The sequence below is a fragment of the Lentzea sp. NPDC054927 genome (assembly GCF_053610285.1).
In genome coordinates this window covers 24,852-47,194 of sequence record NZ_JBSGXZ010000056.1, presented here as the reverse complement: position 1 = coordinate 47,194, position 22,343 = coordinate 24,852, and the positions used below count along the sequence as shown (strand labels likewise).

General features: G+C 68.0%; 22 protein-coding genes. 10 read left to right on the top strand and 12 right to left on the bottom strand.

All coding sequences use genetic code 11. From position 1 onward, the window contains the following. Positions 1 to 224 precede the first annotated feature (224 nt). The 6 genes from ACWGE0_RS41580 to ACWGE0_RS41555 all read right to left on the bottom strand — a co-directional run bounded on the left by ACWGE0_RS41580 (position 225) and on the right by ACWGE0_RS41555 (position 7,545). Complete coding sequence (locus tag ACWGE0_RS41580; protein ID WP_452266383.1) at positions 225 to 2,975, bottom strand: BTAD domain-containing putative transcriptional regulator; 2,751 nt, start codon at positions 2,973 to 2,975, stop codon at positions 225 to 227. An 84-nt stretch (positions 2,976 to 3,059) separates the two neighbouring features. Then, positions 3,060 to 3,464 (bottom strand): hypothetical protein, encoded by a 405-nt coding sequence (locus ACWGE0_RS41575; RefSeq protein WP_452266382.1) that lies wholly within the window; start codon positions 3,462 to 3,464, stop codon positions 3,060 to 3,062. Between the two features lie 372 nt (positions 3,465 to 3,836). Further along, entirely contained in the window at positions 3,837 to 4,100 is a 264-nt protein-coding gene (locus ACWGE0_RS41570) for a DUF397 domain-containing protein (protein WP_319965787.1), read from the bottom strand. Positions 4,101 to 4,170: 70 nt separating this feature from the next. Further along, positions 4,171 to 5,184 (bottom strand): ketol-acid reductoisomerase, encoded by a 1,014-nt coding sequence (gene ilvC / locus ACWGE0_RS41565; RefSeq protein WP_319965788.1) that lies wholly within the window; start codon positions 5,182 to 5,184, stop codon positions 4,171 to 4,173. 22 nt (positions 5,185 to 5,206) lie between these two features. After that, entirely contained in the window at positions 5,207 to 5,713 is a 507-nt protein-coding gene (gene ilvN / locus ACWGE0_RS41560; protein WP_045310681.1) for an acetolactate synthase small subunit, read from the bottom strand. After that, positions 5,713 to 7,545, bottom strand: coding sequence for an acetolactate synthase large subunit (locus tag ACWGE0_RS41555; protein WP_452266381.1), 1,833 nt, complete (start codon positions 7,543 to 7,545; stop codon positions 5,713 to 5,715). Before ACWGE0_RS41555 ends, ilvN begins: the two co-directional genes overlap by 1 nt. Before the next feature lie 232 nt (positions 7,546 to 7,777). On the opposite strand from ACWGE0_RS41555, the gene ACWGE0_RS41550 reads away from it, so the two are divergent. From ACWGE0_RS41550 to ilvD, 3 genes are all read left to right on the top strand, one after another. Beyond that, positions 7,778 to 8,245: a PH domain-containing protein gene (locus tag ACWGE0_RS41550; protein WP_452266380.1), complete on the top strand. Its 468-nt coding sequence runs from the start codon at positions 7,778 to 7,780 to the stop codon at positions 8,243 to 8,245. Next, complete coding sequence (locus ACWGE0_RS41545) at positions 8,242 to 8,667, top strand: vitamin K epoxide reductase family protein (protein ID WP_452266379.1); 426 nt, start codon at positions 8,242 to 8,244, stop codon at positions 8,665 to 8,667. Before ACWGE0_RS41550 ends, ACWGE0_RS41545 begins: the two co-directional genes overlap by 4 nt. 77 nt (positions 8,668 to 8,744) lie before the next feature. After that, the gene (gene ilvD, locus ACWGE0_RS41540) at positions 8,745 to 10,589 is read left to right on the top strand and encodes a dihydroxy-acid dehydratase (protein WP_452266378.1); all 1,845 of its coding nucleotides are present in this window, start codon (positions 8,745 to 8,747) and stop codon (positions 10,587 to 10,589) included. Here the strand turns inward: ilvD and ACWGE0_RS41535 are convergent. From ACWGE0_RS41535 to ACWGE0_RS41525, 3 genes are all read right to left on the bottom strand, one after another. Next, positions 10,586 to 10,828, bottom strand: coding sequence for a hypothetical protein (locus ACWGE0_RS41535; RefSeq protein WP_452266377.1), 243 nt, complete (start codon positions 10,826 to 10,828; stop codon positions 10,586 to 10,588). The genes ilvD and ACWGE0_RS41535 overlap by 4 nt on opposite strands. 10 nt (positions 10,829 to 10,838) lie before the next feature. Next, positions 10,839 to 11,576: a DoxX family protein gene (locus ACWGE0_RS41530; protein ID WP_452266376.1), complete on the bottom strand. Its 738-nt coding sequence runs from the start codon at positions 11,574 to 11,576 to the stop codon at positions 10,839 to 10,841. Positions 11,577 to 11,655: 79 nt separating this feature from the next. Beyond that, positions 11,656 to 12,600 (bottom strand): 2-hydroxyacid dehydrogenase, encoded by a 945-nt coding sequence (locus tag ACWGE0_RS41525; RefSeq protein WP_452266375.1) that lies wholly within the window; start codon positions 12,598 to 12,600, stop codon positions 11,656 to 11,658. On the opposite strand from ACWGE0_RS41525, the gene ACWGE0_RS41520 reads away from it, so the two are divergent. The 4 genes from ACWGE0_RS41520 to ACWGE0_RS41505 all read left to right on the top strand — a co-directional run bounded on the left by ACWGE0_RS41520 (position 12,599) and on the right by ACWGE0_RS41505 (position 15,965). Continuing rightward, positions 12,599 to 13,480 carry an alpha/beta fold hydrolase gene (locus ACWGE0_RS41520; RefSeq protein WP_452266374.1) on the top strand — a complete coding sequence of 294 codons (882 nt, stop codon included), beginning with the start codon at positions 12,599 to 12,601 and terminating at the stop codon, positions 13,478 to 13,480. The genes ACWGE0_RS41525 and ACWGE0_RS41520 overlap by 2 nt on opposite strands. A 28-nt stretch (positions 13,481 to 13,508) precedes the next feature. Next, on the top strand, positions 13,509 to 13,925 hold the full coding sequence (locus tag ACWGE0_RS41515) for a hypothetical protein (protein WP_452266373.1): 417 nt from the start codon (positions 13,509 to 13,511) through the stop codon (positions 13,923 to 13,925). Next, positions 13,823 to 14,665 carry an RNA-guided endonuclease InsQ/TnpB family protein gene (locus tag ACWGE0_RS41510; protein WP_452266385.1) on the top strand — a complete coding sequence of 281 codons (843 nt, stop codon included), beginning with the start codon at positions 13,823 to 13,825 and terminating at the stop codon, positions 14,663 to 14,665. Before ACWGE0_RS41515 ends, ACWGE0_RS41510 begins: the two co-directional genes overlap by 103 nt. A gap of 136 nt (positions 14,666 to 14,801) precedes the next feature. Next, on the top strand, positions 14,802 to 15,965 hold the full coding sequence (locus ACWGE0_RS41505) for a PQQ-dependent sugar dehydrogenase (protein WP_452266372.1): 1,164 nt from the start codon (positions 14,802 to 14,804) through the stop codon (positions 15,963 to 15,965). A 14-nt stretch (positions 15,966 to 15,979) separates the two neighbouring features. On the opposite strand, the gene ACWGE0_RS41500 is transcribed toward ACWGE0_RS41505, so the two are convergent. Then, entirely contained in the window at positions 15,980 to 16,921 is a 942-nt protein-coding gene (locus ACWGE0_RS41500; protein ID WP_452266371.1) for a LysR family transcriptional regulator, read from the bottom strand. 146 nt (positions 16,922 to 17,067) lie between these two features. Between ACWGE0_RS41500 and ACWGE0_RS41495 the strand changes: the two genes are divergently transcribed. Then, positions 17,068 to 17,592: a hypothetical protein gene (locus ACWGE0_RS41495; protein ID WP_452266370.1), complete on the top strand. Its 525-nt coding sequence runs from the start codon at positions 17,068 to 17,070 to the stop codon at positions 17,590 to 17,592. Positions 17,593 to 17,620: 28 nt separating this feature from the next. Here ACWGE0_RS41495 and ACWGE0_RS41490 read toward each other — a convergent pair whose 3' ends face one another. Continuing rightward, positions 17,621 to 18,814, bottom strand: a complete 1,194-nt coding sequence (locus ACWGE0_RS41490) for an RNA-guided endonuclease InsQ/TnpB family protein (RefSeq protein ID WP_452266369.1) — start codon at positions 18,812 to 18,814, stop codon at positions 17,621 to 17,623. An 80-nt stretch (positions 18,815 to 18,894) separates the two neighbouring features. Between ACWGE0_RS41490 and ACWGE0_RS41485 the strand changes: the two genes are divergently transcribed. Further along, the gene (locus ACWGE0_RS41485) at positions 18,895 to 19,263 is read left to right on the top strand and encodes an SgcJ/EcaC family oxidoreductase (RefSeq protein WP_452266368.1); all 369 of its coding nucleotides are present in this window, start codon (positions 18,895 to 18,897) and stop codon (positions 19,261 to 19,263) included. Then, on the top strand, positions 19,260 to 19,628 hold the full coding sequence (locus ACWGE0_RS41480; RefSeq protein ID WP_452266367.1) for a VOC family protein: 369 nt from the start codon (positions 19,260 to 19,262) through the stop codon (positions 19,626 to 19,628). Before ACWGE0_RS41485 ends, ACWGE0_RS41480 begins: the two co-directional genes overlap by 4 nt. Positions 19,629 to 19,748: 120 nt before the next feature. On the opposite strand, the gene ACWGE0_RS41475 is transcribed toward ACWGE0_RS41480, so the two are convergent. Then, positions 19,749 to 22,247, bottom strand: coding sequence for a M14 family zinc carboxypeptidase (locus tag ACWGE0_RS41475; protein WP_452266366.1), 2,499 nt, complete (start codon positions 22,245 to 22,247; stop codon positions 19,749 to 19,751). Positions 22,248 to 22,343 lie beyond the last annotated feature (96 nt).

Genomic DNA, 22,343 nt, shown 5'->3' with positions numbered 1-22,343 from the left:
CGTCACAAGTCGGGCCAGAGCGAGCCACCCACGAGGAGGGATGTCAAACGGACGAAAAGCGTGTCCGTTTGACATCCCTCCTCGTGCGCGGCAAGAGCTGAGGCACGACTCGTGACGGGACCACCCACCGGAACCTCCCGTTTCAAGCGTTAAAGACACCTCGGCTTCGCCATCGGGACTGCTCGGCTTCGCCTTCGCTTGAGGGTGCCTTCGGCTTCGCCTCGCTAGTCCAGGGCGTCTAGTTGAGCCTGGATGCGTTGTGCTTCTTCGGTTCGGCCCTGTTGTTGGTAGATCTCCAGGGCCTCTTGCCATGCGGCGCGTGCCTCGGCGTGTTGGCCTAGGGCTGCGTGTGGGGCGCCTAGGCCTGCCAGGGCTTCGGCGATGGCGTAGTCGTAGATCAGTTCGCGTTGCAGGGCCAGGGATTCGCGGTAGTGCTTCACGGCTTCCTCGTGGTGGCCTGCTAGGTGGGCGATGTAGCCGAGGCTGTCCAGCGTGCCTGCTTCGCCTGAAGGGTTGTGGTGTGCGCGGTAGAGGGCGAGGGCGGCCAGGCAGTGTTCGCGGGCCCGTTCGTGGTTGCCGAGGCGGGCGTAGAACCAGCCGACGCCGTTCAGGGCTCCTGCTTCCCACACCGGGTTGTCCAGGGAGCGGCTGAGAGACAGGGAGCGGAGGGAGTGTTGCAGGGCTTGCTGGTGGTTGCCCTGTTGTTCGTAGGCCCTGGCCAGGACGGTGTGGGTGTGGGTTTGGGCGGTTTCGTCGCCCTGGTGTTCGGCTAGGGAGAGGGCTTGTTGCAGGTGGGTCATGGCCTGCTCGTGGTGGCCCAGTTCGGCGTGGACGAGGCCTAGTTGGCGGTGGGCCAGTACCAGGACGGGTGGGGCTGGGAGGTGTTCGGCGGCCGGGAGGGCGGTTTGCCAGGTGTTGATCTGGTCGCGGTGGTGGCCGCGTAGTTGGTGGTAGGTGGAGAGGGACCAGGCGAGTTGCCAGACGGGGCGGTGCCACTGCTGGGTTGCGGCGGTTTGCTGGGCGGCCAGTAGGCAGAGGTGTTCGGTTTGGAGCCAGTCCATGGCCGCTGCCGCGTCTGGGAGCGGGTGGGGTGGGGCGGTTGGCGGGGTTAGGTCGATGTCCACGCGGTGCAGGTGCAGCAGGCGGTCTGCCGCGTGGGCGGTGTGGAGGTAGAAGTCGATCGCGCGGCGTAGGGCTGTTTCGCGTGCGTCTGGGGGGAGGGGTTGGGAAGCGGCGTAGCGGCGGATCAGGTCGTGCATGCCGTAGCGGCCGGAGGCGTCTTGGGTGATCAGTGAGGCCTGTTCCAGGCCGCGCAGCACGGTTCGGGTTCGGGTGGGGGTCAGGGCGGTGAGGGATGCTGCTGCTGGGAGGGCGATGTTGGGGCCCGGGGCGATGGACAGCAGGCCGAAGACGGTGGCCTGTTCGTCGGTCAGTGCGTTGTAGGACAAGGAGAGGACTGCGGGCAGGCTGGCCACGGGGTCGCCCTCGTCCAGTACGTCGAGGAGGCTTTCGCGTAGTTCGGCGGCGATGGCGGGCAGGGATGAGCGGGAGTAGGTGTGGACTCGGCCAGCGATGATGCTCAACGCCAAGGGGAAACCGCCGCACAGGCGTACTAGTTCGTCCACCGCGTTGGGTTCGGCCTCCACTGCGGCGGTGCCCAGCCTGGCGGCCAGCAGGTTGCGGGCTGCGGGCTCGTCCAGGACGTCCAGGGCCACGTGCCGGGCGTTGTGGCCGGTGATCAGGCCGGGCAGGCGGTTGCGGCTGGTCACCAGGACGGTGCAGGAACTGTTGCCTGGCAGCAGTGGGGTGATCTGGGTGGTGTCGGCGGCGTTGTCGAGCACCAGGAGCATTCGCTTGTTCGCCACGAGGCTGCGGAACAGCGCTGTTTGGGCGTGCGGGTCGACTGGGATGCGGCCGGACTCGACTCCCAGGGCGTCCAGGAAACCGCGCACTGCCACGGCTGGGTGCAGCTGGTCGCCGTCGGGGCTGAAGCCGCGCAGGTCCACGTAGAGCTGGCCGTCGGGGAAACGATGGGCGTGCTGGTGGGCCCAGTGCAGGGCCAGCCAGGTCTTGCCGACGCCGCCTGAACCGGCGATGGCCGTGACGACCGTCGTGGCCGAGGGGTCCAGGGCGGTGTTCAGGGCATCCAGTTCGTCCTGGCGGCCTACGAACGGGGCGGGTGGCATCGGGAGTTGGCGTGGCACGACGGGTTCGGCGAACGTGTTGCGGAACGCGCCGGCCAGGGCGGAGTCGGCGTTCAGCAGTTGCTGGTGCAGGTCCTGCAGTGCGGCGCCGGGTTCGGTGCCCAGTTCCTCGACCAGGCGGGCGCGGACCTCGCGGTAGTGCTCCAGGGCGTCGATGGTGCGGCCCGCCTGGTGCAGGGCGAGCATGTACTGGCCCGCCACCCGCTCGTCCAGCGGCTGCTCTGCGCTGCGCGCGGACAGCTCGCTCACCAGCTGACCGCCTTTCCCGAGACGCAGCAGGGCATCGGCCAGGTCGTGCTCGGCGGCCAGTCGTTCCTGGGACAGCCGGTCGCGTTCGGCTTCTGCCCACGCGCCGTCCACGCCGGTCAGCGGCTGTCCCTGCCACAGCGCCAGCGCCTCGGTCCACGCCCGCACCGCTTCGCCGTCGTCATCGCGGGCGCGCGAGCACAGGTCGCGGAACTGGTGCAGGTCCGTCACCGGTTCGGACGTGTCGGTGATCAGGGCATAACCACCGGAGCGGCGCACGATGTTCACGTTGCCGGCGGCCAGCGCCCGGCGCAGGCGGGAGATGTAGCTCTGCAGCGTCGCCCGCGACCGTTGGGCCACATCGGTACCGGACACCCGCTCGACCAGGCGGTCCACCGGCACCACGCGGCCCGCGTCCACGGCCAGCGCGGCCAGCACGCAGCGTTGCTTGGGAGTGCCGAGGTCGACCCGCTGTCCGTCGATCTCCGTGCTGACCTCGCCCAGCAGGCGCACCACCACCGCCACGCAACACCGCCCCCTCGCCTTCGTCCATGACACCACAGACGAAGGCGAGGGACGCGGGCTTTCCCCCTGGTCAGTGAACGGAGATCATCCGCACGCCACCTTGATGCTGTTGGACGTGCGGATCCACGCGTGGGTGCCGATACCGCTCTTGATGAGAGCTCGGTACGTCTTCGTCTTCGAGCCGTTGCAGGTGTACGTGGTGACGGCGTACTGGTTGGTCTTCCACACGCCGGACCGGACCACGTGGTCCTTCCAGCTCAGCGTCGTCTTCTCCTGGACCATGATCGTGAAGCCGGTGGTCGCCTGGTCGCAGTTGAAGAACCCGCCGAGCCCGTCGATGAAGTTGCCGCGCTTCTGCACGTGGATGTTCACGTTCTTGTCCGGGTTGCACGCGGCCTGCACGCCCATGTCCTGCGCCGACGCGCTTCCCGGCACGAGCAGCGCCGCCGCGGTGAGCGCGGCGGCCGTGGCGGTCACGAGAATCCTCAAGGCTTTCTCCCCTTCTCAGCAGGTGTGAGGCCACCTTGGCCGAGGGGTCGTGCAGGTTCCTTGCACGCATTCTGCATTTCGCAGGTCACGAACCGGGCGGAAAACCGGCTGACCACGGGCCCGCGCCTTGCTAGCTTCCGCTCATGACGCGCCTGACAGAACTCAGGAACGGATTCCTCGACGGCCTCTGCGGGAGGTCCGTCCGGCAGTTCTGCACCATCGAGGAGCTCCGGGCGGAACTCGGCGCGGAGAAGGTCGTCGCGTTGATCACGGCCACCGGTGCGCGCCGGCGTGCGGATCGCGTCCGGGAAGCGGACGTGCGCAGCAGCACCGGGCCGAGGTCACGCGATCGGTTCGCCGGCCTGGGGATGCTCACCAGGGCTCGTCGAACTCCCCGTCTTTGGCGCCCGCTACGAAAGCGTCCCACTCGGCCATCGTGAACACGAGGACTGGTTCGAGCTGCTTGGAGTTGCGCATGGCGACGTAGGTGGCGCCATCGGTGTGCGGCACGAAGGCGATCTCGACGTGACCGTCTTCCGGTTCCGGCTCCGGCGGGCGCTTCCACTCCGCGTCGCGGAGGTCCAGGTTGCCGCGCACGTGGGCCTTGTCGTCGTAGATCGGCGCGCTGTCGGTCATGCGAAAGACGCTATCGGATAAGAGCAAGAGGCCCGCAGCGGCATGCTGCGGGCCCCTCGCGGAAAGAAGATCAGGCGGTCTCGGTGATCGGCCGGTCGACCCACGACATCATGTCGCGGAGCTTCTTGCCGGTCGCCTCGATCGGGTGGTTCTCACCCTCCTGCTGAAGCTTCTTGTAGTTCGCGCGGCCGTTGTCGTCCTCGGCCACCCACTCGTTGGCGAAGGTGCCGTCCTGGATCTCGCCCAGGATCTTCTTCATCTCCTCCTTGACCGCGGGGGTGATGACGCGCGGGCCGCGGGTCAGGTCACCGAACTCGGCGGTGTCGGAGATCGAGTAGCGCATGCGGGCGATGCCGCCCTCGTACATGAGGTCGACGATCAGCTTGAGCTCGTGGAGGCACTCGAAGTACGCGACCTCGGGGGCGTAGCCCGCCTCGGTCAGCACCTCGAAGCCCGCCTGGACGAGAGCCGACGCGCCACCGCACAGGACGGCCTGCTCGCCGAAGAGGTCGGTCTCGGTCTCTTCCTTGAACGTCGTCTTGATGACGCCGGCGCGGGTGCCGCCGATGCCCTTCGCGTAGGACAGGGCGAGGGCCTGCGCGTTGCCGGAGGCGTCCTGCTCGACCGCGATGAGCGCGGGAACGCCCTTGCCGTCCACGAACTGGCGGCGCACCAGGTGGCCGGGGCCCTTCGGCGCGACCATGGCAACGTCCACACCGGACGGTGCCGTGATGAGGCCGTAGCGGATGTTGAAGCCGTGGCCGAAGAAGATCGCGTCGCCCTGCTTGAGGTTCGCGGCGATCTCGTTGGCGTAGATGTGGCGCTGCGCGGTGTCCGGCGCCAGGATCATGATGACGTCGGCCCACTCGGAGACCTCGGCCGGCGTGCCGACCTCGAGGCCCTCTTCCTCGGCCTTGGCGCGGGACTTCGAGCCCTCCTGCAGGCCGATGCGGACCTCGACGCCCGAGTCGCGCAGGGACAGCGCGTGGGCGTGGCCCTGGCTGCCGTAGCCGATCACGGCCACCTTGCGGCCCTGGATGATGCTCAGGTCGGCATCGTCGTCGTAGAAGATCTCGACGCTCACTGTAATTCCCTACTCTCTGGATTTATCGAACCGCGGTGGCGGTGATGGAACGAGCGCCACGGCCGATGGCGACCATGCCGGACTGGACGATTTCGCGAAGCCCGTAGGGCTCCAGCATGCGCAGCAACGCGTCGAGTTTTTCAGACGTGCCGGTGGCCTCGATCGTGACCGCCTCGGGCGACACGTCGACGACCTTCGCGCGGAAGAGCTGAACGGTCTCGAGGACCTGGGACCGCACCGTCGCGTCGGCACGGACCTTGATCAGAACCAGTTGCCGCTGAACGGAAGCGGCCGGTTCCAGCTCAACGATCTTGATGACGTTGATGAGCTTGTTGAGCTGCTTGGTCACCTGCTCCAGCGGCAGCTCGTCGACCGACACCACGATGGTCATGCGGGAGATGTCGGGGTATTCGGTGCGGCCGACCGCCAGCGACTCGATGTTGAAGCCGCGGCGGGAGAACAGGCCGGCGACGCGTGCGAGCACACCGGGCTTGTCCTCGACCAAAACGCTCAGCGTGTGCCTGGTCATCACAGATCCTCGTCGAACAGGGGGCGGATGCCGCGGGCGGCCATGATCTCGGAGTTGCCGGTGCCCGCCGCGACCATCGGCCACACCTGGGCGTCCTTGCCGACGACGAAGTCGATCACGACCGGCCGGTCGTTGATCTCCAGCGCCTTCGCGATCACCTCGTCCACCTCCTCGCGCGACTCCGCCCGCAGGCCGGCACACCCGAGTGCCTCCGCCAGGAGCTTGAAGTCTGGGATGCGGTGCTTGTGCGTCCCCAGATCCGTGTTGGAGTACCGCTCGCCGTAGAACAGCGTCTGCCACTGCCGGACCATGCCCAGGTTGCCGTTGTTGATCACGGCGATCTTCACCGGCAGACCCTCGATGGCGCAGGTGGCCAGCTCCTGGTTGGTCATCTGGAAGCAGCCGTCGCCGTCGATGGCCCACACCGTGCGGTCCGGCTGACCGGCCTTGATGCCCATCGCGGCGGGAACCGCGAAGCCCATCGTGCCGAGGCCGCCGGAGTTGATCCACGTGCGTGGGTGCTCGTACTTCACGAACTGCGCGGCCCACATCTGGTGCTGGCCGACGCCCGCGGTGTAGATCGTGTCCGCCGGGGACAGCTTGCCGATGCGCTCGATGGCGTACTGCGGCGACAGCGTGCCGTCCTCCGGCCAGTCGTAGCCGAGCGGGAACGTCTCGCGGATCGAGTTCAGCGTCGCCCACCACGGCGCGAGGTCGACCTTCGTCGCTGTTTCGCGCTCGGTGCGCAGCGCGTCGATCAGCTCGGTGATGATCTCCTTGCAGTCACCGACGATCGGCACGTCGGCGCGGCGGTTCTTGGAGATCTCGGCCGGGTCGATGTCCGCGTGGATGATCTGCGCGTCCGGCGCGAACGAGTTCAGCTGACCGGTGACGCGGTCGTCGAAGCGGGCGCCCAGTGCGATCAGCAGGTCCGACTTCTGCATCGCCGCGACGGCCGCGACGGTGCCGTGCATGCCGGGCATGCCCATGTGCTGCTCGTGCGAGTCCGGGAACGCGCCGCGCGCCATCAGCGTCGTGACGACCGGAATGCCACTCTCCTCGGCGAGGCGCAGCAGTTCGGCGTGGGCATCCGCCTTGATCACGCCGCCGCCCACGTAGAGAACGGGCTTGTGGGCGTTGACGATCAGCTTGGCGGCTTCGCGGACCTGCTTGCCGTGCGGCCGGGTCGTCGGCCGGTAACCGGGCAGGCGCATGTCGGGCGGCCACGAGAAGCTGGTCTGCTCCTGCAGCACGTCCTTCGGGATGTCGACGAGGACCGGGCCGGGTCGGCCGGTCGACGCGATGTGGAACGCCTCCGCGATCGCCCGCGGGATGTCCGCCGGGTCGGTCACGAGAACGTTGTGCTTGGTGATCGGCATCGTGATGCCGCAGATGTCCGCCTCCTGGAAGGCGTCCGTGCCGATCAGCGGCCGCGACTGCTGGCCGGTGATCGCGACGATGGGCACGGAGTCCATGTTCGCGTCCGCGATCGGGGTGACGAGGTTGGTCGCACCCGGTCCCGAGGTCGCCATGCAGACCCCGACCTTGCCGGTGGCCTGCGCGTATCCGGTCGCCGCGTGTCCCGCGCCCTGCTCGTGGCGGACGAGGATGTGCCGGACCTTCGTGGAGTCCAGCAGCGGGTCGTACGCGGGAAGGATCGTCCCGCCGGGAATGCCGAACACCACTTCGCAGCCGACCGCCTCCAGCGACCGCACAAGCGACTGAGCACCGGTTACACGAATCGGTGCGCCACTGGGCGGGGCCGGTTTGGGCCGCGGACCTGGACGTGGCGACGTGGGCTCGGAAGCCTGTCGCGATGGTGCGCTGGTCATCTCATTGCCTCGTGGGTATCGGGGTCCGGACACGAAAAAACCCTCGACAACCCGAAGTTGGGTCGTGCGAGGGTCGCGCGTCGACGCAGGCTGTTCGGCTCAGGCGTCGACGCGCCTGAGAAGTACGAGAACGAGCGTGCGCTGCATGAAGCGGACGTTATCGCCTAGCGCAAGAGTGCGTCAACTCTGCGGGATGGAATTCCCGGATCGTGGACGTGGAACAATCGTCCGAGTGAAGAAGCTGGTCTTTCGCATCCCGGCAACGGCGCTGCTCGCAGCGGGTCTGATCGCCATCTGCGTGACCCCTGTGGCGTGGGTCGCTCCGGGACTGCAAGCGCTCTACGTTCTCCCCCTCGGCTACGCGTACTGGATCCTCCGCAACCGCACGACGGTCACGGACGAGACGCTCGTCGCACGAGGCGTCTTCGGCTCGACGACGCTGAAGTGGTCCGAGGTGAAGTCCATCCGCCTGGTGCAGAAGGGATGGCTCAAGGCCGTCAAGGAGGACGACACCGAGGTGACGCTGCCCGCGGTGCGGTTCATGCACCTGCCGGCGTTGTCGCTGGTGAGCGGTGGGCGCGTGCCCGACCCGACAGTCAAGGATGAAGTGCAGGAAGACGTGCCGGAAGAGGTCACCGAAGACGCGGCCGACGAGGTTGCGGAAGAAGTCGCGGAAGAGTCCGTAAAGTCGGAGAAGTGATCAAACGGGTTCCGCTGCTGAGCCTGCTGCTGTCCATCGCAGGCCTGCTGACCTCGGCTTATCTGACGTACACGCACTTCAACGCGAGCGCGCTGCTGTGCTCGGCGGACGCGGTCATCGACTGCGAGACCGTGACCACGAGCGACCAGTCGGAGCTCCTTGGCATCCCCGTCGCATTCCTCGGTCTGGCGTTCTTCGCGTTCCTGACCGTGATCTGCCTCCCGTTCGCGTGGCGGATCGACGCGCTGAAGTGGGTTCGGCTGGGAGCGGTCGGCGTCGGAGTGCTGATGGTCGTGTACTTGGTCGCGGCCGAGATCCTCATCATCGGCAAGATCTGCCTGTGGTGCACCGTCGTGCACGTGATCACGCTCGCACTGGCCTATCTGCTGGTGGCCGCGAGTCTGCGCACAAGTAACCTTTGAGGCACCGCTCCCAGACTGATGGACGCCCTCACCCCTGGCGTCCCGCGCGTTTTTCTTGAACTGAATCTGGAGGAGCAGTGCCTCAGCTCCGCTCTCGCACCACCACTCACGGCCGCAACGCAGCGGGTGCCCGCGCCCTCTGGCGCGCGACCGGCATGACCGACAGCGACTTCGGCAAGCCCATCATCGCGATCGCCAACTCCTACACGCAGTTCGTGCCGGGCCACGTGCACCTGCGCGATCTCGGGGACATCGTGGCCGAGGCGGTGCGCGAGGCGGGTGGCGTGGCACGCGAGTTCCACACCATCGCCGTCGACGACGGCATCGCCATGGGCCACAGCGGAATGCTCTACTCGCTGCCCAGCCGCGAGATCATCGCCGACTCCGTCGAGTACATGGTCAACGCGCACCAGGCCGACGCGATCGTCTGCATCTCCAACTGCGACAAGATCACCCCCGGCATGCTGAACGCGGCGATGCGGCTCAACATCCCCGTCGTGTTCGTGTCCGGCGGCCCGATGGAGGCCGGCAAGGCCGTCGTCGTCGAGGGCGTCGCTGTCGCACCGACCGACCTCATCACCGCGATCTCCGCGTCCGCTTCCCCCGCCGTGAGCGAGGACGGGCTCTCCGAGGTCGAGCGCTCCGCGTGCCCGACCTGCGGTTCCTGTTCCGGCATGTTCACCGCGAACTCGATGAACTGCCTCACCGAGGCCCTGGGCCTGTCGTTGCCGGGCAACGGTTCCACGCTCGCCACCCACGCCGCGCGCCGCGAGCTGTTCTCCGAGGCCGGCCGCGTCGTCGTGGAGCTGTGCAAGCGCTGGTACGGCGAGGACGACGAGTCTGCGCTGCCGCGGTCGATCGCGAACCGCAAGGCGTTCGAGAACGCGATGGCGCTCGACATGGCCATGGGCGGCTCGACGAACACCGTGCTGCACATCCTCGCCGCCGCACAGGAAGGCGAGATCGATTTCACGCTGCAGGACATCGACGACCTGTCCCGCCGCGTGCCGTGCCTGTCGAAGGTGTCGCCGAACTCCGACTACCACATGGAGGACGTGCACCGGGCCGGCGGAATCCCCGCGCTGCTGGGTGAGCTCTACCGCGCCGGCCTGCTGAACGACGACGTCACGTCGGTGCACACGCCGACGATGGCCGAGTGGCTCGGCAAGTGGGACATCCGCGCGGAGAACCCGTCACCCGAGGCGATCGAGCTGTTCCACGCGGCCCCCGGTGGCGTGCGGACGACCGAGGCGTTCTCGACCTCGAACCGCTGGTCCTCTTTGGACACCGACGCGGCCGGCGGCTGCATCCGCGACGACGAGCACGCCTACACCCGTGACGGCGGCCTGAACGTGCTGCGCGGCAACCTGGCCGAGCGCGGCGCGATCATCAAGTCCGCGGGCATCGACGAGGAGCTGTGGCACTTCGAGGGCCCCGCACGCGTCGTCGAGTCCCAGGAGCAGGCCGTCTCGGCGATCCTGAACAAGGAGATCCAGGCCGGCGAGGTGCTCGTGGTGCGCTACGAGGGTCCGTCCGGCGGCCCCGGCATGCAGGAGATGCTGCACCCCACCGCGTTCCTCAAGGGCTCCGGCCTCGGCAAGAAGTGCGCGCTGATCACCGACGGCCGGTTCTCCGGTGGTTCGTCGGGCCTGTCGATCGGCCACATCTCGCCGGAGGCGGCGGGCGGCGGCACGATCGGCCTGGTGCAGAACGGCGACCGGATCCTGATCGACGTGCACGAGCGGCGCCTCGAGCTGCTGGTGGACGACGAGGTGCTGGCCGAGCGCCGCGCCAAGATGGAGGCCTCCGAACGGCCGTGGCAGCCGGTGGACCGGATCCGTCCGGTCACGGCGGCGCTGCGGGCGTACGCGCGGATGGCGACCGACGCGTCGACCGGTGCCGTGCGCAACCCGGACCTCTAAAGAGCCAGCGCAAGCGCCATGGAGGCGCCGAACACGAGCCAGCCCGTCAGCGGACCGCTGACGGGCTGGCTCGTTTTCTTGACCATGATGCCGCTGATGATCAGGCCCGCGAGCAGACCCAGCGGTGGTAGCAGGGATTTGGCGGTGAGACCGAACGGGAACGCCACCAGGTAGACGACCGGAATCCCGATCACCAGCAGGGCGAGCTGGAGCACCGCTCCCGTCAGGTTCTTCCGCATTCAGCAGTTCTTACCGGAACACGAAGAAGGTCACCGCAGCACCACCAGCGCCCAGCAGCAGGGCGATGAAACCGGCCGCCAGCGGGTGGCGGAACCAGCTGCGGTTGTAGTCCAGCGCCGCCCGGCCGGGTCCGGCGAACAGCGCCGCGAACGCCATGCCCGCCAGCGCCAGCTCGAGTTCCACGCCGTTGGGGCCGAAGAAACCGCCCTTGTACTGCAGCGCGATGACGTTGGCCATCACGGCCAGCAGGCCCGCCGCGGCCAGGGGCGTGAAGAGACCGAGGACGAGCAGCCCGCCGCCGGCCAGTTCCGTGATGCCGGTGACCCAGGCGAGGACGACCGACTCGCGGTAGCCCATCTTCTCCAGCGACTGCGCGAAGCCGTTGATGCCGGGACCGCCGAAGAGTCCGAACACCTTCTGCAGGCCGTGCAGCACGAAGATGCCACCGAGCACCGCGCGCAGCCCGAGCAGGCCGATGTCCGGCCCCGCCGTCCAGCCGAACTTCTTGCGGTCGTCGTCGAACGGGTCGTCGTCCGCGTACGCCGGGCTGTCCACAGTGGACTTGTCCAGCGGCGTGTAGCCCGTCGTGTCGAACGCCTTGGTCGACGAGTCGTACGGCGATCCGGCGCCTTCGCCGACTCTGGTGGTGCTGTCGTCGAAGTGGTGCACTCCCCCTCCGCTGCTCGAGTAGAACGAGTCGTCGGAGAAAGCGCTCGATGTGGTCGAGCCTTTGTCGTGAGTAGCCACGCCCGCACGCTAGGAGACCCCGCGCGAGCGCGCGAGGTCCGAACGGCAGCCCAGTTTCACCCAGATGGCCTAGCGGCCGTCAGTAGCTCCCGTTCACAAGATTGCGCGGACGTTCCCCCGCAACGTAGCGAGCGACCTCCGCCGCGACGACGGCGTAGGCGCGTTGTGCATGTCCCGTGCAGGATCCGGCCACGTGCGGGGTCAGCAGCAGGCCCGGCGCGGTCCACAGTGGATGATCCGCAGGGAGTGGTTCGGGATCGGTCACGTCGAGGGCGGCGCGCAGTCGCCTGGAATTCAGCTCCGCGACCAGTGCGTCGGTGTCCACGACCGGGCCGCGGGCGCCGTTGACCAGGATCGCGTTGTCCTTCATCGCGGCCAGGAACTTGGCGTCGACAAGGTGCCGGGTCTCCTCGGTCATCGGCGTGAAGATCACCACCGCGTCGAACTCCGGCAGCAGTTCCGGCAGCTCGTCGACGCCGTGCACGCCGTCGCGGGCCGTGCGGCCGACCAGCACGGCGGTGGCGTCGAACGGCTCCAGGCGCCGCCGCAGCTGATCACCGAGGTCGCCGGCTCCGACGATCAGAACCTTCTTGTCCTGCAAGGTGTCCGTGAGGTGGTAGTCCCAGCGGCCCTCGACCCGGGATTTTTCGAAAACGAGGAACTCGCGGTAGATCGCCAGCAACGCGCCGATCGCCCACTCCGCCGTGCTGCCGCCGTGCGCGCCACGGCAAGTGGAGAGCATCACACCGTCCGGTACCTTGCCGACGAAGTTCTCCGCGCCCGCGCTCAGCAACTGCACGAGTTTGAGATTCGGCAACTGCGCGAACACGTCACGCGGGTCGGTGCCGGCGAGGAACTTCGGTACCAGGACCTCGGCGTCCACCCCGTCGGACGGCAACGGCTGCCCCGGCGTGTAGCGAACAGGCCGGACACCGTCCACCTGAGACAGCGCCTGAACTCCGAAATCATCTGGCACGAGCACGGTGAGCGTCACCAGAGCAAAGTACGTCAGAATGTCGACCATGCGGGAGCACGACGTCATCTCCTGGGACGGTACGAAGATCCGAACGTGGCACGCGCCGGGCGAGGGCCCGCCGGTGCTGCTGTGCCCCGGCGTGGGTTCCGGACCGGAGTCGTGGCCGTCGCTGGCCGAACGCGGCGGCCTGCTCAGCTGGTACATGCGCGGCACGATGGGCTCGGACCGGCCGGTCGACGAGCGCAACATCTCGCTGGACGACCACGTGTCGGACGCGATCGCCGTGCTGGACGACGCGGGCATCGAGCGGTGCGTCGTCATGGGCTGGTCGATGGGCGTCACGATCGCGGCCGAACTGGCGTTGCGTCATCCGGAACGGGTGGCGGGCCTGCTGTTCGTCGCGGGCGCGCCGGGCGACTCGTTCGACGCGATGCTGCCGGTGATCCCGAAGAACGCGCGCCGGCTCGCCGGCGCCATGGCCACGCGGATGCTCAGGCAGGCCGGCCCGGTGCTCGACAGCGTGCTGCACCGCGTCCCGGTGACGGACCTGACGACGTTCCTGCTGCGGCACAGCGGGGTGATCAAGCCGACCAGCGACCCGCAGGCCGTGACGAACGCCGTCAGCCGGTTCCTGCAGCACGACTGGCGCTGGTACTTCACGCTGGCGCTCGCGCTGGGCGAGACCGCACGCCAGGACCTCAGCCCGATCGTGTGCCCGGTCACACTGCTGTCCGGTCGTGACGACGTGCTGACGACCGCGGAGAGCATGTCCGGCCCCGTCGGCGCGCTGCCCCAGGCACGGCTGAGGGTGCTGCCGTGCAGCCACTACGTGCCGCTGGAGGCACCCGAGGTCGTGTCGGCAGAGCTGGACCTGTTGCTCGACCGGGTGCGCGCCGTCGACTTCGCGATCGAGTCGAGCATCGAGTGACCGAACACGCGTTCGATAGGATCGCTGCGTGAAGCTGGTGGCGCAGGTGAAGCTGCTACCGACGCCGGACCAGGCGGCGGCGCTGGCGGCAACCCTGCATGCCTGCAACGAGGCTGCGAATTGTACGTCGAGGGTGGCGTTCGAGCGGAACGTGAAGTCCCGTAACGAGTTGCAGAAACTCTGCTACCGCGAGATCAAGGATCGGTTTGGCCTGTCGGCGCAGCCTGCGGTGCGGGTGGTGAAGAAAGTCGTCGATGCCTACACCGCCTTGCATGCCGCGATCCGGGCAGGAAACTTCGGCGGAGAAAGTCCAAGCGCCGCATCAAGGCCGAGTCGAAGCCGATCGCGTTTCGGCGGACGGCGGCGCAGCCGTTCGACGATCGGTGCCTCTCGTGGTGGCTGGACGCGCAGAGGGTCAGCATCTGGACGACCGCAGGCAGGCTGAAGGACATTCAGTTCGCCTGCTCGCCCGACCAGTTGAAGACGCTGAGCGCCCACCGTCAAGGCGAGTCGGACCTGCTGTTCTGCGACGGCATGTGGTTCCTGATCGCCACTTGCGAGGTCACAGAACCCGAGGTGTTCGAGCCTGCCGACTGGATCGGCGTCGACCGCGGCATCACCAACCTGGCCACCACCTCGGACCTGGACAACTTCCAAGGCCGCCGCCTGCAACGCTACCGCCGCTGGCACGCCCGCAAACGCGCCGAGCTCCAGGCCAGACAGACGAAATCAGCCAACCGTCGCCTGAAGAGGCGGGCACGTAAAGAGGCCCGTCACGCCACCCACATCAACCACCGCATCGCCAAGCAGATCGTGGCTGTTGCCGAACGCACCGGCCGCGGCATCGCCCTGGAGGAACTCCACGGCATCCGCGACCGGGTACGGCTCCACCGGCACCAGCGAGCCACACAGTCATCCTGGCCGTTCCACCAGCTCGAACAGCACATCGCCTACAAGGCCCGCCGGGCTGGTGTACCGGTGCTGCTGGTCGACGCCCACCACACATCGCAAATGTGCCCCAGGTGCACGCACACATCCCGCTCGAACCGTCCCACCAGGGACACGTTCTCTTGTCGTCGATGCGGTCTCGCTGGACCCGCCGATGTCGTCGCCGCCGTGAACATCCGTAACCGGGCACGGCGCGCGTGGGTATTCGTCAACATGCCCTTACCCGCAGCCGCCTGAGCAGTTGTGGGTAGATGCGGCCCGTCCGCCACAGCCAGTGGCGGACGAGGAACGCGACCTGGCTTGAAGGAATCGAACGCAAGTTCGCTTTCTTCGCTCACCAGGAGTTGACGGTCCCGCACCTAGCCTGGGCACCGTGGTTCGTTCCGTCGCGTTGTTGGCCGCCGCCTGCCTGCTGGCAGGGGGCTGTGCGAGTTTTCCCGACGAGCCGGCCCCCACGAGCTGGAGCGCACAACCACAGCTGACCCCGCAGGCGGGCCCGAAGCCAGAGCTGCCCGGCGAGTTCCGGCCGACGCCGGGCGAGCAGGGCCGCAACCCCGCGCCCACGAGCGTGCCGCCGCCGCAGGGCTGCAAGGACTTCAGCCCTCTGGTGATCGCCACGTGCCTCAACACCGTCACCGGCGTCGCCCCGATCGGCGCGGACGCCCAGGGCGGCGTCGCGGCGTACGCGACGGAACGCGGCGGACGCCTGGTCAAGGTCACCAAGGACGTCGACCCGGTCGTGGTCGCCCAGCTCGAGGTCGACGCGTCGACCGACGGCGGCCTGACCGGACTGGCGCTGTCGGCCACGTTCGCCGAGGACCAGCTCGCCTACGTCTACGTGACGACCGCGACGGACAACCGGGTGCTGCGCATCGCGCCCGGTGACGCCCCGAAGCCCATCCTCACCGGCATCCCCAAGGGCCCGACCGGCAACCGCGGCGCGCTGGCCAGCGACCGCAAGGGCGCGATCCTCGTGGCCACCGGCGACGCGGGCAATCCGGCGCTGGCCGCCGACCCGACCTCGCTCGCCGGCAAGGTGCTGCGCATCGACGGTTCCGGACAGCCCGCCCAGGGCAACCCGACGGCCGGCAGCGCCGTCGTCACCTCCGGCCTGCGGCTACCGGGCGGCCTGTGCGTGTCCGCGGACGCCTCGATGATCTGGGTGACGGACTGGTCGGCGAGTGCCGACGCCGTCTACAAGGTCGTCCCCGGCAAGCTCGGTGACGCGGCCTGGACCTGGCCGGACCGGCCGGGCGTGATGGGCTGCGCGTCCCTGTCGAACATGCTCTGGGTGACCACGGCGAAGACTCCCGGCGTGCAGAACCTGCCGATGAACGCCACCGGCGCGTTCACCGGCAAGCCGACCGTCACCATGGACGAGGCCAACGGCCTCGGCCGGATGGGGCCGATGGAGCAGCTGAACGACTCGGCCGCGCTCGTCGGCACGATCAACAAGGTGGGCGGCCAGTCCGTGTCGTCGGACGACAGGGTGGCGATCGTCGTGCGTTCGGACAGCGAGATCCCCGGCAAGGACTAAGTGCCGCAAGTGCCTCAGGTGGCGAAGGCTTCGCCACCCGTGCGCCACCACCGGGCGTACACCTCGCTCTCCTCCACCAGCTTCAGGTACCCGGCCGCGACCTGTTCGCACAGGTCGTCGATCTCCTCCGCGACCGGCGCGTCGAGGCGCCAGGCCAGCACGACCTCGCGGACCAGCGGGTTCCCGGTGATCGGCAGCCGCGCGACGCCCGGCGGGGTGCCGCCGACCGGGTAGAGCGGGCACACCGCGCCGGACTCCCTGATCAACGTCAGCACGACGTGCGCCTCGCTGCTGAAGTGCGCGATCCGCTGCTCGAACCCGGCTGCGGCGCACTCGCGGGCGAAGTGGGCGTTCATGCCGCTGTCGTCCGGCTCCGGCATGACCCACTTGTCGTCGGCGAGCGCGCCGAGCGGGATCTCGGCCTCGGTGGCGTGCGGGTGGTGTTCTGGTACGCCGACGAACAGCGGCTCGCGGGTGAGCAGGCGGTGGCCTGTGTTCGGCGGCAATGTGAGCGGAGTACCGGGAAATTGACGCATCACAGCTATGTCGAGTTCGCCGGTGGTGAGCAACGCGGTGAGCGTGCCTGTTTCCTTGATGGTGCGGCTCGTGACGTTGTCCCCCAAGGCGCCCACGAGTAGTCCAAAGTGATAAGCGGGGATTCCCGCGAGCCTGGTAGGAGCGCCGGAACTGTGCGCGTTACGGCGCGTTACGAGTTCCAGCGAGTGCAACTGCGCGAGCATCGACCGCGCTTCCTGCACAAAACCCTGACCGGTCGGCGTGAGCCTCGCACCGTCGGCCGTGCGGAGGAACAGCGCCCCGCCCAGATGGTCCTCGATGCGTTTGAGCTGCGTCGTCACCGCTGGCTGGGTGAGGTGCAGGCGTGCGGCCGCCTTGCGCAGGCTGCCGCAGTCGGCGATCGCCACGACCAGTTCGAGGTGCCGCACTTCGAGACGCATGCGCCCGATGTTATCGCTCAATGTAATAGGGCCAATACCCTCCGGAATCTCGCGGGAGACGTCGCGGTCTCGATACGTTCGCCGGCGTGATGAAATTGGCCGAGCGACCGGCGCGCACCGAGGCGGTGCTGTTTTCGGATCGCGCAGTGAAAACGTTTCTGGAGGCCGCGTCCGCCGAATACTCGTTCATCACCGAGGACGAACCGAGACCGTGTTTCGCGGTGCTGCTCGGCCGCTGCGCCGGAGCGGAGGCCGTGGTCCAGGAGGTGGCGTTCGGCCGCAACGCGCGGCTGACCGACCCTTCCGCACGGGAGGAGTTCGCGTCGACGATCGTGCCGCGGTTCGGCACGGCGTACGAGAACCCGGTGCGGGCGTGGTGGCTCGACCCCGCCGACCTGCTGACGATCACGCGCACGGCCGATGCCGCCGGTTTGGACGTTCTCGGCTCGATCCACCTGCACCCGGATTGGCACCGGTTGGGGCCCGAGTGCGAGCGCAACCGGCCGTTGAGCGACAACCCGACGCCGATGGACGAGCACATGTTCCGCAACAGCGGGTGGCCCGTGAACGTCGTCTGTTACCTCGAACGCCGCCATGGCGGCCTCTACTACTCGCTTGCCGCATGGGACGCCGAGTGCCTGCGCCTGCCGTTGAGGATGAACCACGCTTGACTTCCTCCCTTCGTGAACGAGGGGATTCCTACGGCTCGCGCCGCAGGGCTTTCTGCTTCGTCACCGACTGCCCGCCCGGAGTGCTCCGTTGAGGTCTTACACCGGCTCCACAGACTGTCACCGCCAGCCCGGCGGCCAGAATGTTGCGTGCCGCGTTCACGTCCCGGTCATGGGTCGCGCCGCAGCCACAGGTCCACGTGCGCATGTGCAGCGGCATCGCTGCCGCGAGTGCACCGCAGACCGAACACAGTTTGGACGACGGGAACCAGCGATCCACGGTGATCACGGCCCGCCCGTACCAGTTCGCCTTGTACTCCAGCAGTTGGCGGAGCTGCCGCCATCCCGCGTCACTGATCGAGCGGGCGAGGCGCCGGTTGCCGGTCAGGTTGGACACGGCCAAGTCCTCGATCACGAGCGTTTGGTTCTCACGCACGAGCCGAGTCGTGATCTTGTGCAGGTAGTCCGTGCGCCGGTCGGCGATCCGGGCGTGGACACGCGCGACCTCGGCGCGGGCCTTGTTCCGGTTGCTGCTGCCCTTCTGCTTGCGGCACAAGGCACGCTGCGTCCGGGCCAGCGCCGTCCGGTCGCGGCGTTCGTGCCGAGGATTGCCGATCTTCTCCCCGGTCGACAGGACCAGCAGGTGATCGAGACCGACATCGATGCCCACCACCGAATCCGTGGCGGGCAATGGGATCACTCCGGGGTCCTCACACAGCAGGGACACGAACCAACGCCCGGCCGCGTCCCGCGACACGGTGACCGTCGAGGGCACCACGCCCTCGGGCAGTGGCCGCGACCAACGGATGTCCAGTGGCTCGGTCATCTTCGCCAGCGTCAGCGTCCCCTCACACCAGCGGAACGCCGAACGCGTGTACTCGGCGCTGGCACGCGACTTCTTCCGCGACTTGAACCGCGGATGCTTGGCGCGCTTGGCGAAGAAGTTCGAGAACCCAGTCTGCAGATGCCGCAGCGTCTGCTGCAGGGGCACCGACGACACCTCGTTGAGGAACGCCAGTTCCTCGGTGCGTTTCCAGGCGGTCAGCAACGTCGATGTGGCTTCGTAGCCGACCCGTTCCCTGCGCTGTGTCCACGCTTCCGTGCGGGCCTGCAACGCCAGGTTGTAGACCTTCCGGACACACCCGAACGTGCGCCACAGCTCCGCAGCCTGCGCCTCGGCTGGATAGAAGCGGTACCGGAACGCCCGCTTCACCTGCTCATTCATCGTTCACAAACTACCAAGCCGCTCCGCAGGGCTCCGATTCCTCCCCGCCCCAACGGCGGGGTCTCCTCGAAGGACTTCAGATGAGCGAACAGATCTACTCGTTGTGGCGGCGCATGGAGCGGGGCTGGGCCGACGGCGACGGCGAGGCCTTCGCCAGTGTCTTCGCCGAGGACGTCGACTTCGTGACCGTGCGCGGTGAGGAGCTGTTCGGGCGGCGGGCCGTGGCTTCGGGCCACGCGCAGCTGTTCGCCGGACCGTACCGCGACACCAAACTCACCGCGGAGATCAGCCTGATCAGGCCGCTGGCCGACGGGATCTCCGTCGTGCACGTCACGTCCTCCATCGCGCCGGCGGGCATCACCACCCACGCGCAGGCCGTCGTCGTGCAGCGCGCGGACGGGTGGGAGATCGCGGCGTTCCACAACATGATCCCGAAGGGAAAGTCATGAGCAGGCCCCGGTTGCGGCACATCGCGTTCGTCGTGCAGGACGCGAAGCAGATGGCCGACTTCTACACCTCGCGGTTCGGGATGGAGCTGTTCCACACCGACCCCGACGGCAGCCACTTCGTCACCGACGGATACCTCAACCTGGCGTTGATCCAGCAGCGGCTCGACGGTGACGTGCCGACCGGGTTCAACCACTTCGGGTTCCAAGTCGAGTCCGTCGAGCCGTACCTGGAGACGCTGGAGCCTCGTCCGGCGCTGCGTGGCGGTGACCGGCCGTTCGCCGAGTACCGGGCGATCGATCCCGAGGGCAACTGGTTCGATCTGTCCGCGCACGGCTTCCTGCCACCGGGCGCTGGGGAGTCCTGAGCGGGTTTTCGCTGCTCAGAGGCTTAGGGGTTTTGCCGGCCGGGAGCGGGGAACCCTCGTGCGGGGTATTGATGAGCAGGGCGGGGAAGGCTGTCGGGGCTTCCCCGCCCTGCTCTGTCCCTAGCGGGTGCCGGTCCAGAAGATGGCCCGTGCCACCTGCGCGTACAGACCCTTCGGGTGGTTGCGGAACATCGGCTCGGTGCCGAACAGCACGACCTTCGCGCCGTTCGCCGACCTACCGGACACGACCGCGGCCTGACCTGCAGCCGCGTCCTGACCACCCGTGCCGTCGTCACGCGGACGCCAGTGACCTGCGGCGATCACCGTGCTCCCGTAACGCTGCTCGACCGTCACGCCCGTGCCGAGGTTCGTGAACCACTGCGGTGAGTAGACGAACGAGTGCGGCAGTGCACCAGTGCCGATCGGGCCGGTGCCGTTGACCATGTTCACCACACCGTTGGCGTCCTCCCAGCCCGCGACCGGGGTGGCCTGCAGCAACTTGGCGTCGACGTTGAACTTGCCGCCCGTGGCGCCGCGGGTGACCACGCCACCGCGCTTCAGGAACTCGTCGAGCGCTGCCTTGGCCGTGGCGTTGAGCTGCGCGTAGTTCAGGCCGGACGACACGAACAGCACGTCGATCCGCGACCAGTCGAAGCCCGCGTTGAGCACGTTCGTGGAGATCGTGCGGACGTCGAAACCGGACTCCCGCAGCACCTGCAGCTCGTCCGGGCCGACGGCGGCCGCGATCGTCTTGCGCTGCAACGCCGTTCCACCCGGCTTGGCGGTGGTGAACCGGACGCCGTAGCGGTCGGCGACCTCCTTCGCCGCGAGCCGTTCGGCTGCCGGGACCACGATCGAGCCGTCGTCGTGGCGGCGCAACGCGATGCCACGGCCGAGGAGATCGTTGACGGCGTTGGCGTCCTTGGCGTCGTTCAGCGTCAGGGCGAGGTCGGCGCCGGGAGCAGCGTCGACGGTGCCGGTCGGGGCCGCCGCGACGACGTCCTTGCCGTTGAAGTGGAACGCGCCGTTCTTGTAGATGTCGATCGACGCACCCCACAGCAGGCGGTGGCTCCAGCCGGAGATGTCGTACATGACCGGGACCTTGGTGCTGATGTCGCTGCCCTGCTCCAGCATCACGTTCGCGAGCGCACGCTTCGGCTGGTGCATGTCGACCACGTACGACCCGGCCGGATAGCGCTTACCGCCCAGCGTGAACTGCTTTTCGGCGCGTTCGACCCGGACGTCGTGCGCGACCAGGAGGTCGACGAGCCGGGCAGCGGCGGGTGCCGAGCGGTCGTTCGTGATCACGTAGGCGCGCGGGAACTCCGTGCGGTAGCGGTCTTCCGGTCCGAATCCCGGCACGAACCCGTCCGGGATCTCACGCTGCGGCTCGCCGGCCTTGCCGCGGCGGAACATCTCGACCTGGTTGGAGATGAGCTCGCCGCGGTGGTCGTCCACGTAGTCGATCGTGGTCTTGATGGTGGACTCGGCGACGTCGGTGTTGATCTTCGCCCGGCGCTGCAGCTCGGCCGCGGGCAGCGTGTCGTACGCCTGCCGGTTGACCTGCTGCGGGATCTCGATCGTGTACGAGATGGCGCCGTGGTACATCGAGTACTGGGCGGTGTAGATCGGCGCCCAGCCGTCCCACACGCCGGGGTCGTAGTCGCGGAACGGGATCTCCGGCTTCGCCGCCTCCGGGTGCCCCAGCCCCTGCACGCCCTTCTCCATCGCGAGCCCGTTGGCCAGGCCGTGCTTGATGTAGAGGTCGAAGTCGTAGTTCTGACCGTGCGGCGGGGTGGTCGGCTCGATGAGCGTGTTCTCCACGTAGCCGTGCTCGTCCAGCATCATCAACGGCTGGGTGTTCTCCACGATCTCACGCATGACCCGGTTCTCCGGCTGCGAGCTCGTGGCGAAGTCGCGGTTGAGGTCGAAACCCGCGTTGTTCTGCCGGGTGCCGGCGACGCGACCATCCGGGTTCGCCGTGAGGTTGAAGTAGATCCTGCTGCGGCGCAACAGGTTCTGCGTCTCACGGTCGTTGGACGTGGCGAGGTGCTCGATGACCCGGAGCGCGCCGTCGGTGCCCTCCCACTCGTCACCGTGGATGTTGTTGTTGATCCACACCGGCGCCTTGTAGAGACCCGCGGGGACCTTGCGTCCCTCCTCTACGTTCGCCCGGAGCTGTTCCTGCAGACGGGTTTCCGCCGGGCTCTCCGGCGCGGTCAGCGTGACCAGGTAGAGGTCGCGGCCGAGCCCGGACTGGCCGGCGACCTCGACCGAGATCCGGTTGCTCTTCTGCTGCAACGTGTTCAGCTTCGGCGCGAGCGAGTGGTACGGCGCCAGGTTGAGCTTGATGGTCTTGTCGGCAGGGTTCTCGGGGTAGGTCCGCAGCTTCGTCCGGCGCGGATAGCCCTGGTAGCGGTCGGCCTGGTTCTCCCCCTGAGCCAGGACGAGGTTCGCGCCGACCGTGTCCACGGCGGCGACTTCGTTGCGCTCGGGCCCGTTGCCGGGCTCTCGGTCAGTGACCGGAGATGTGGGTGCTGTCGGTTGTGCCGTACCACTGACGGGCGCCGCCACCGCCGCGGTGACCGCCAGAAGTAGAGCGAGCAGAGTTCTGCGCATCGGTCGTTTCTCGCACAACGGCCCGCGTATCGACTAGAGCCGATAGGCGGGCCGTTGTTTCCCCTCGGTCAAGACCTGAACCAAGAGGGTGACACA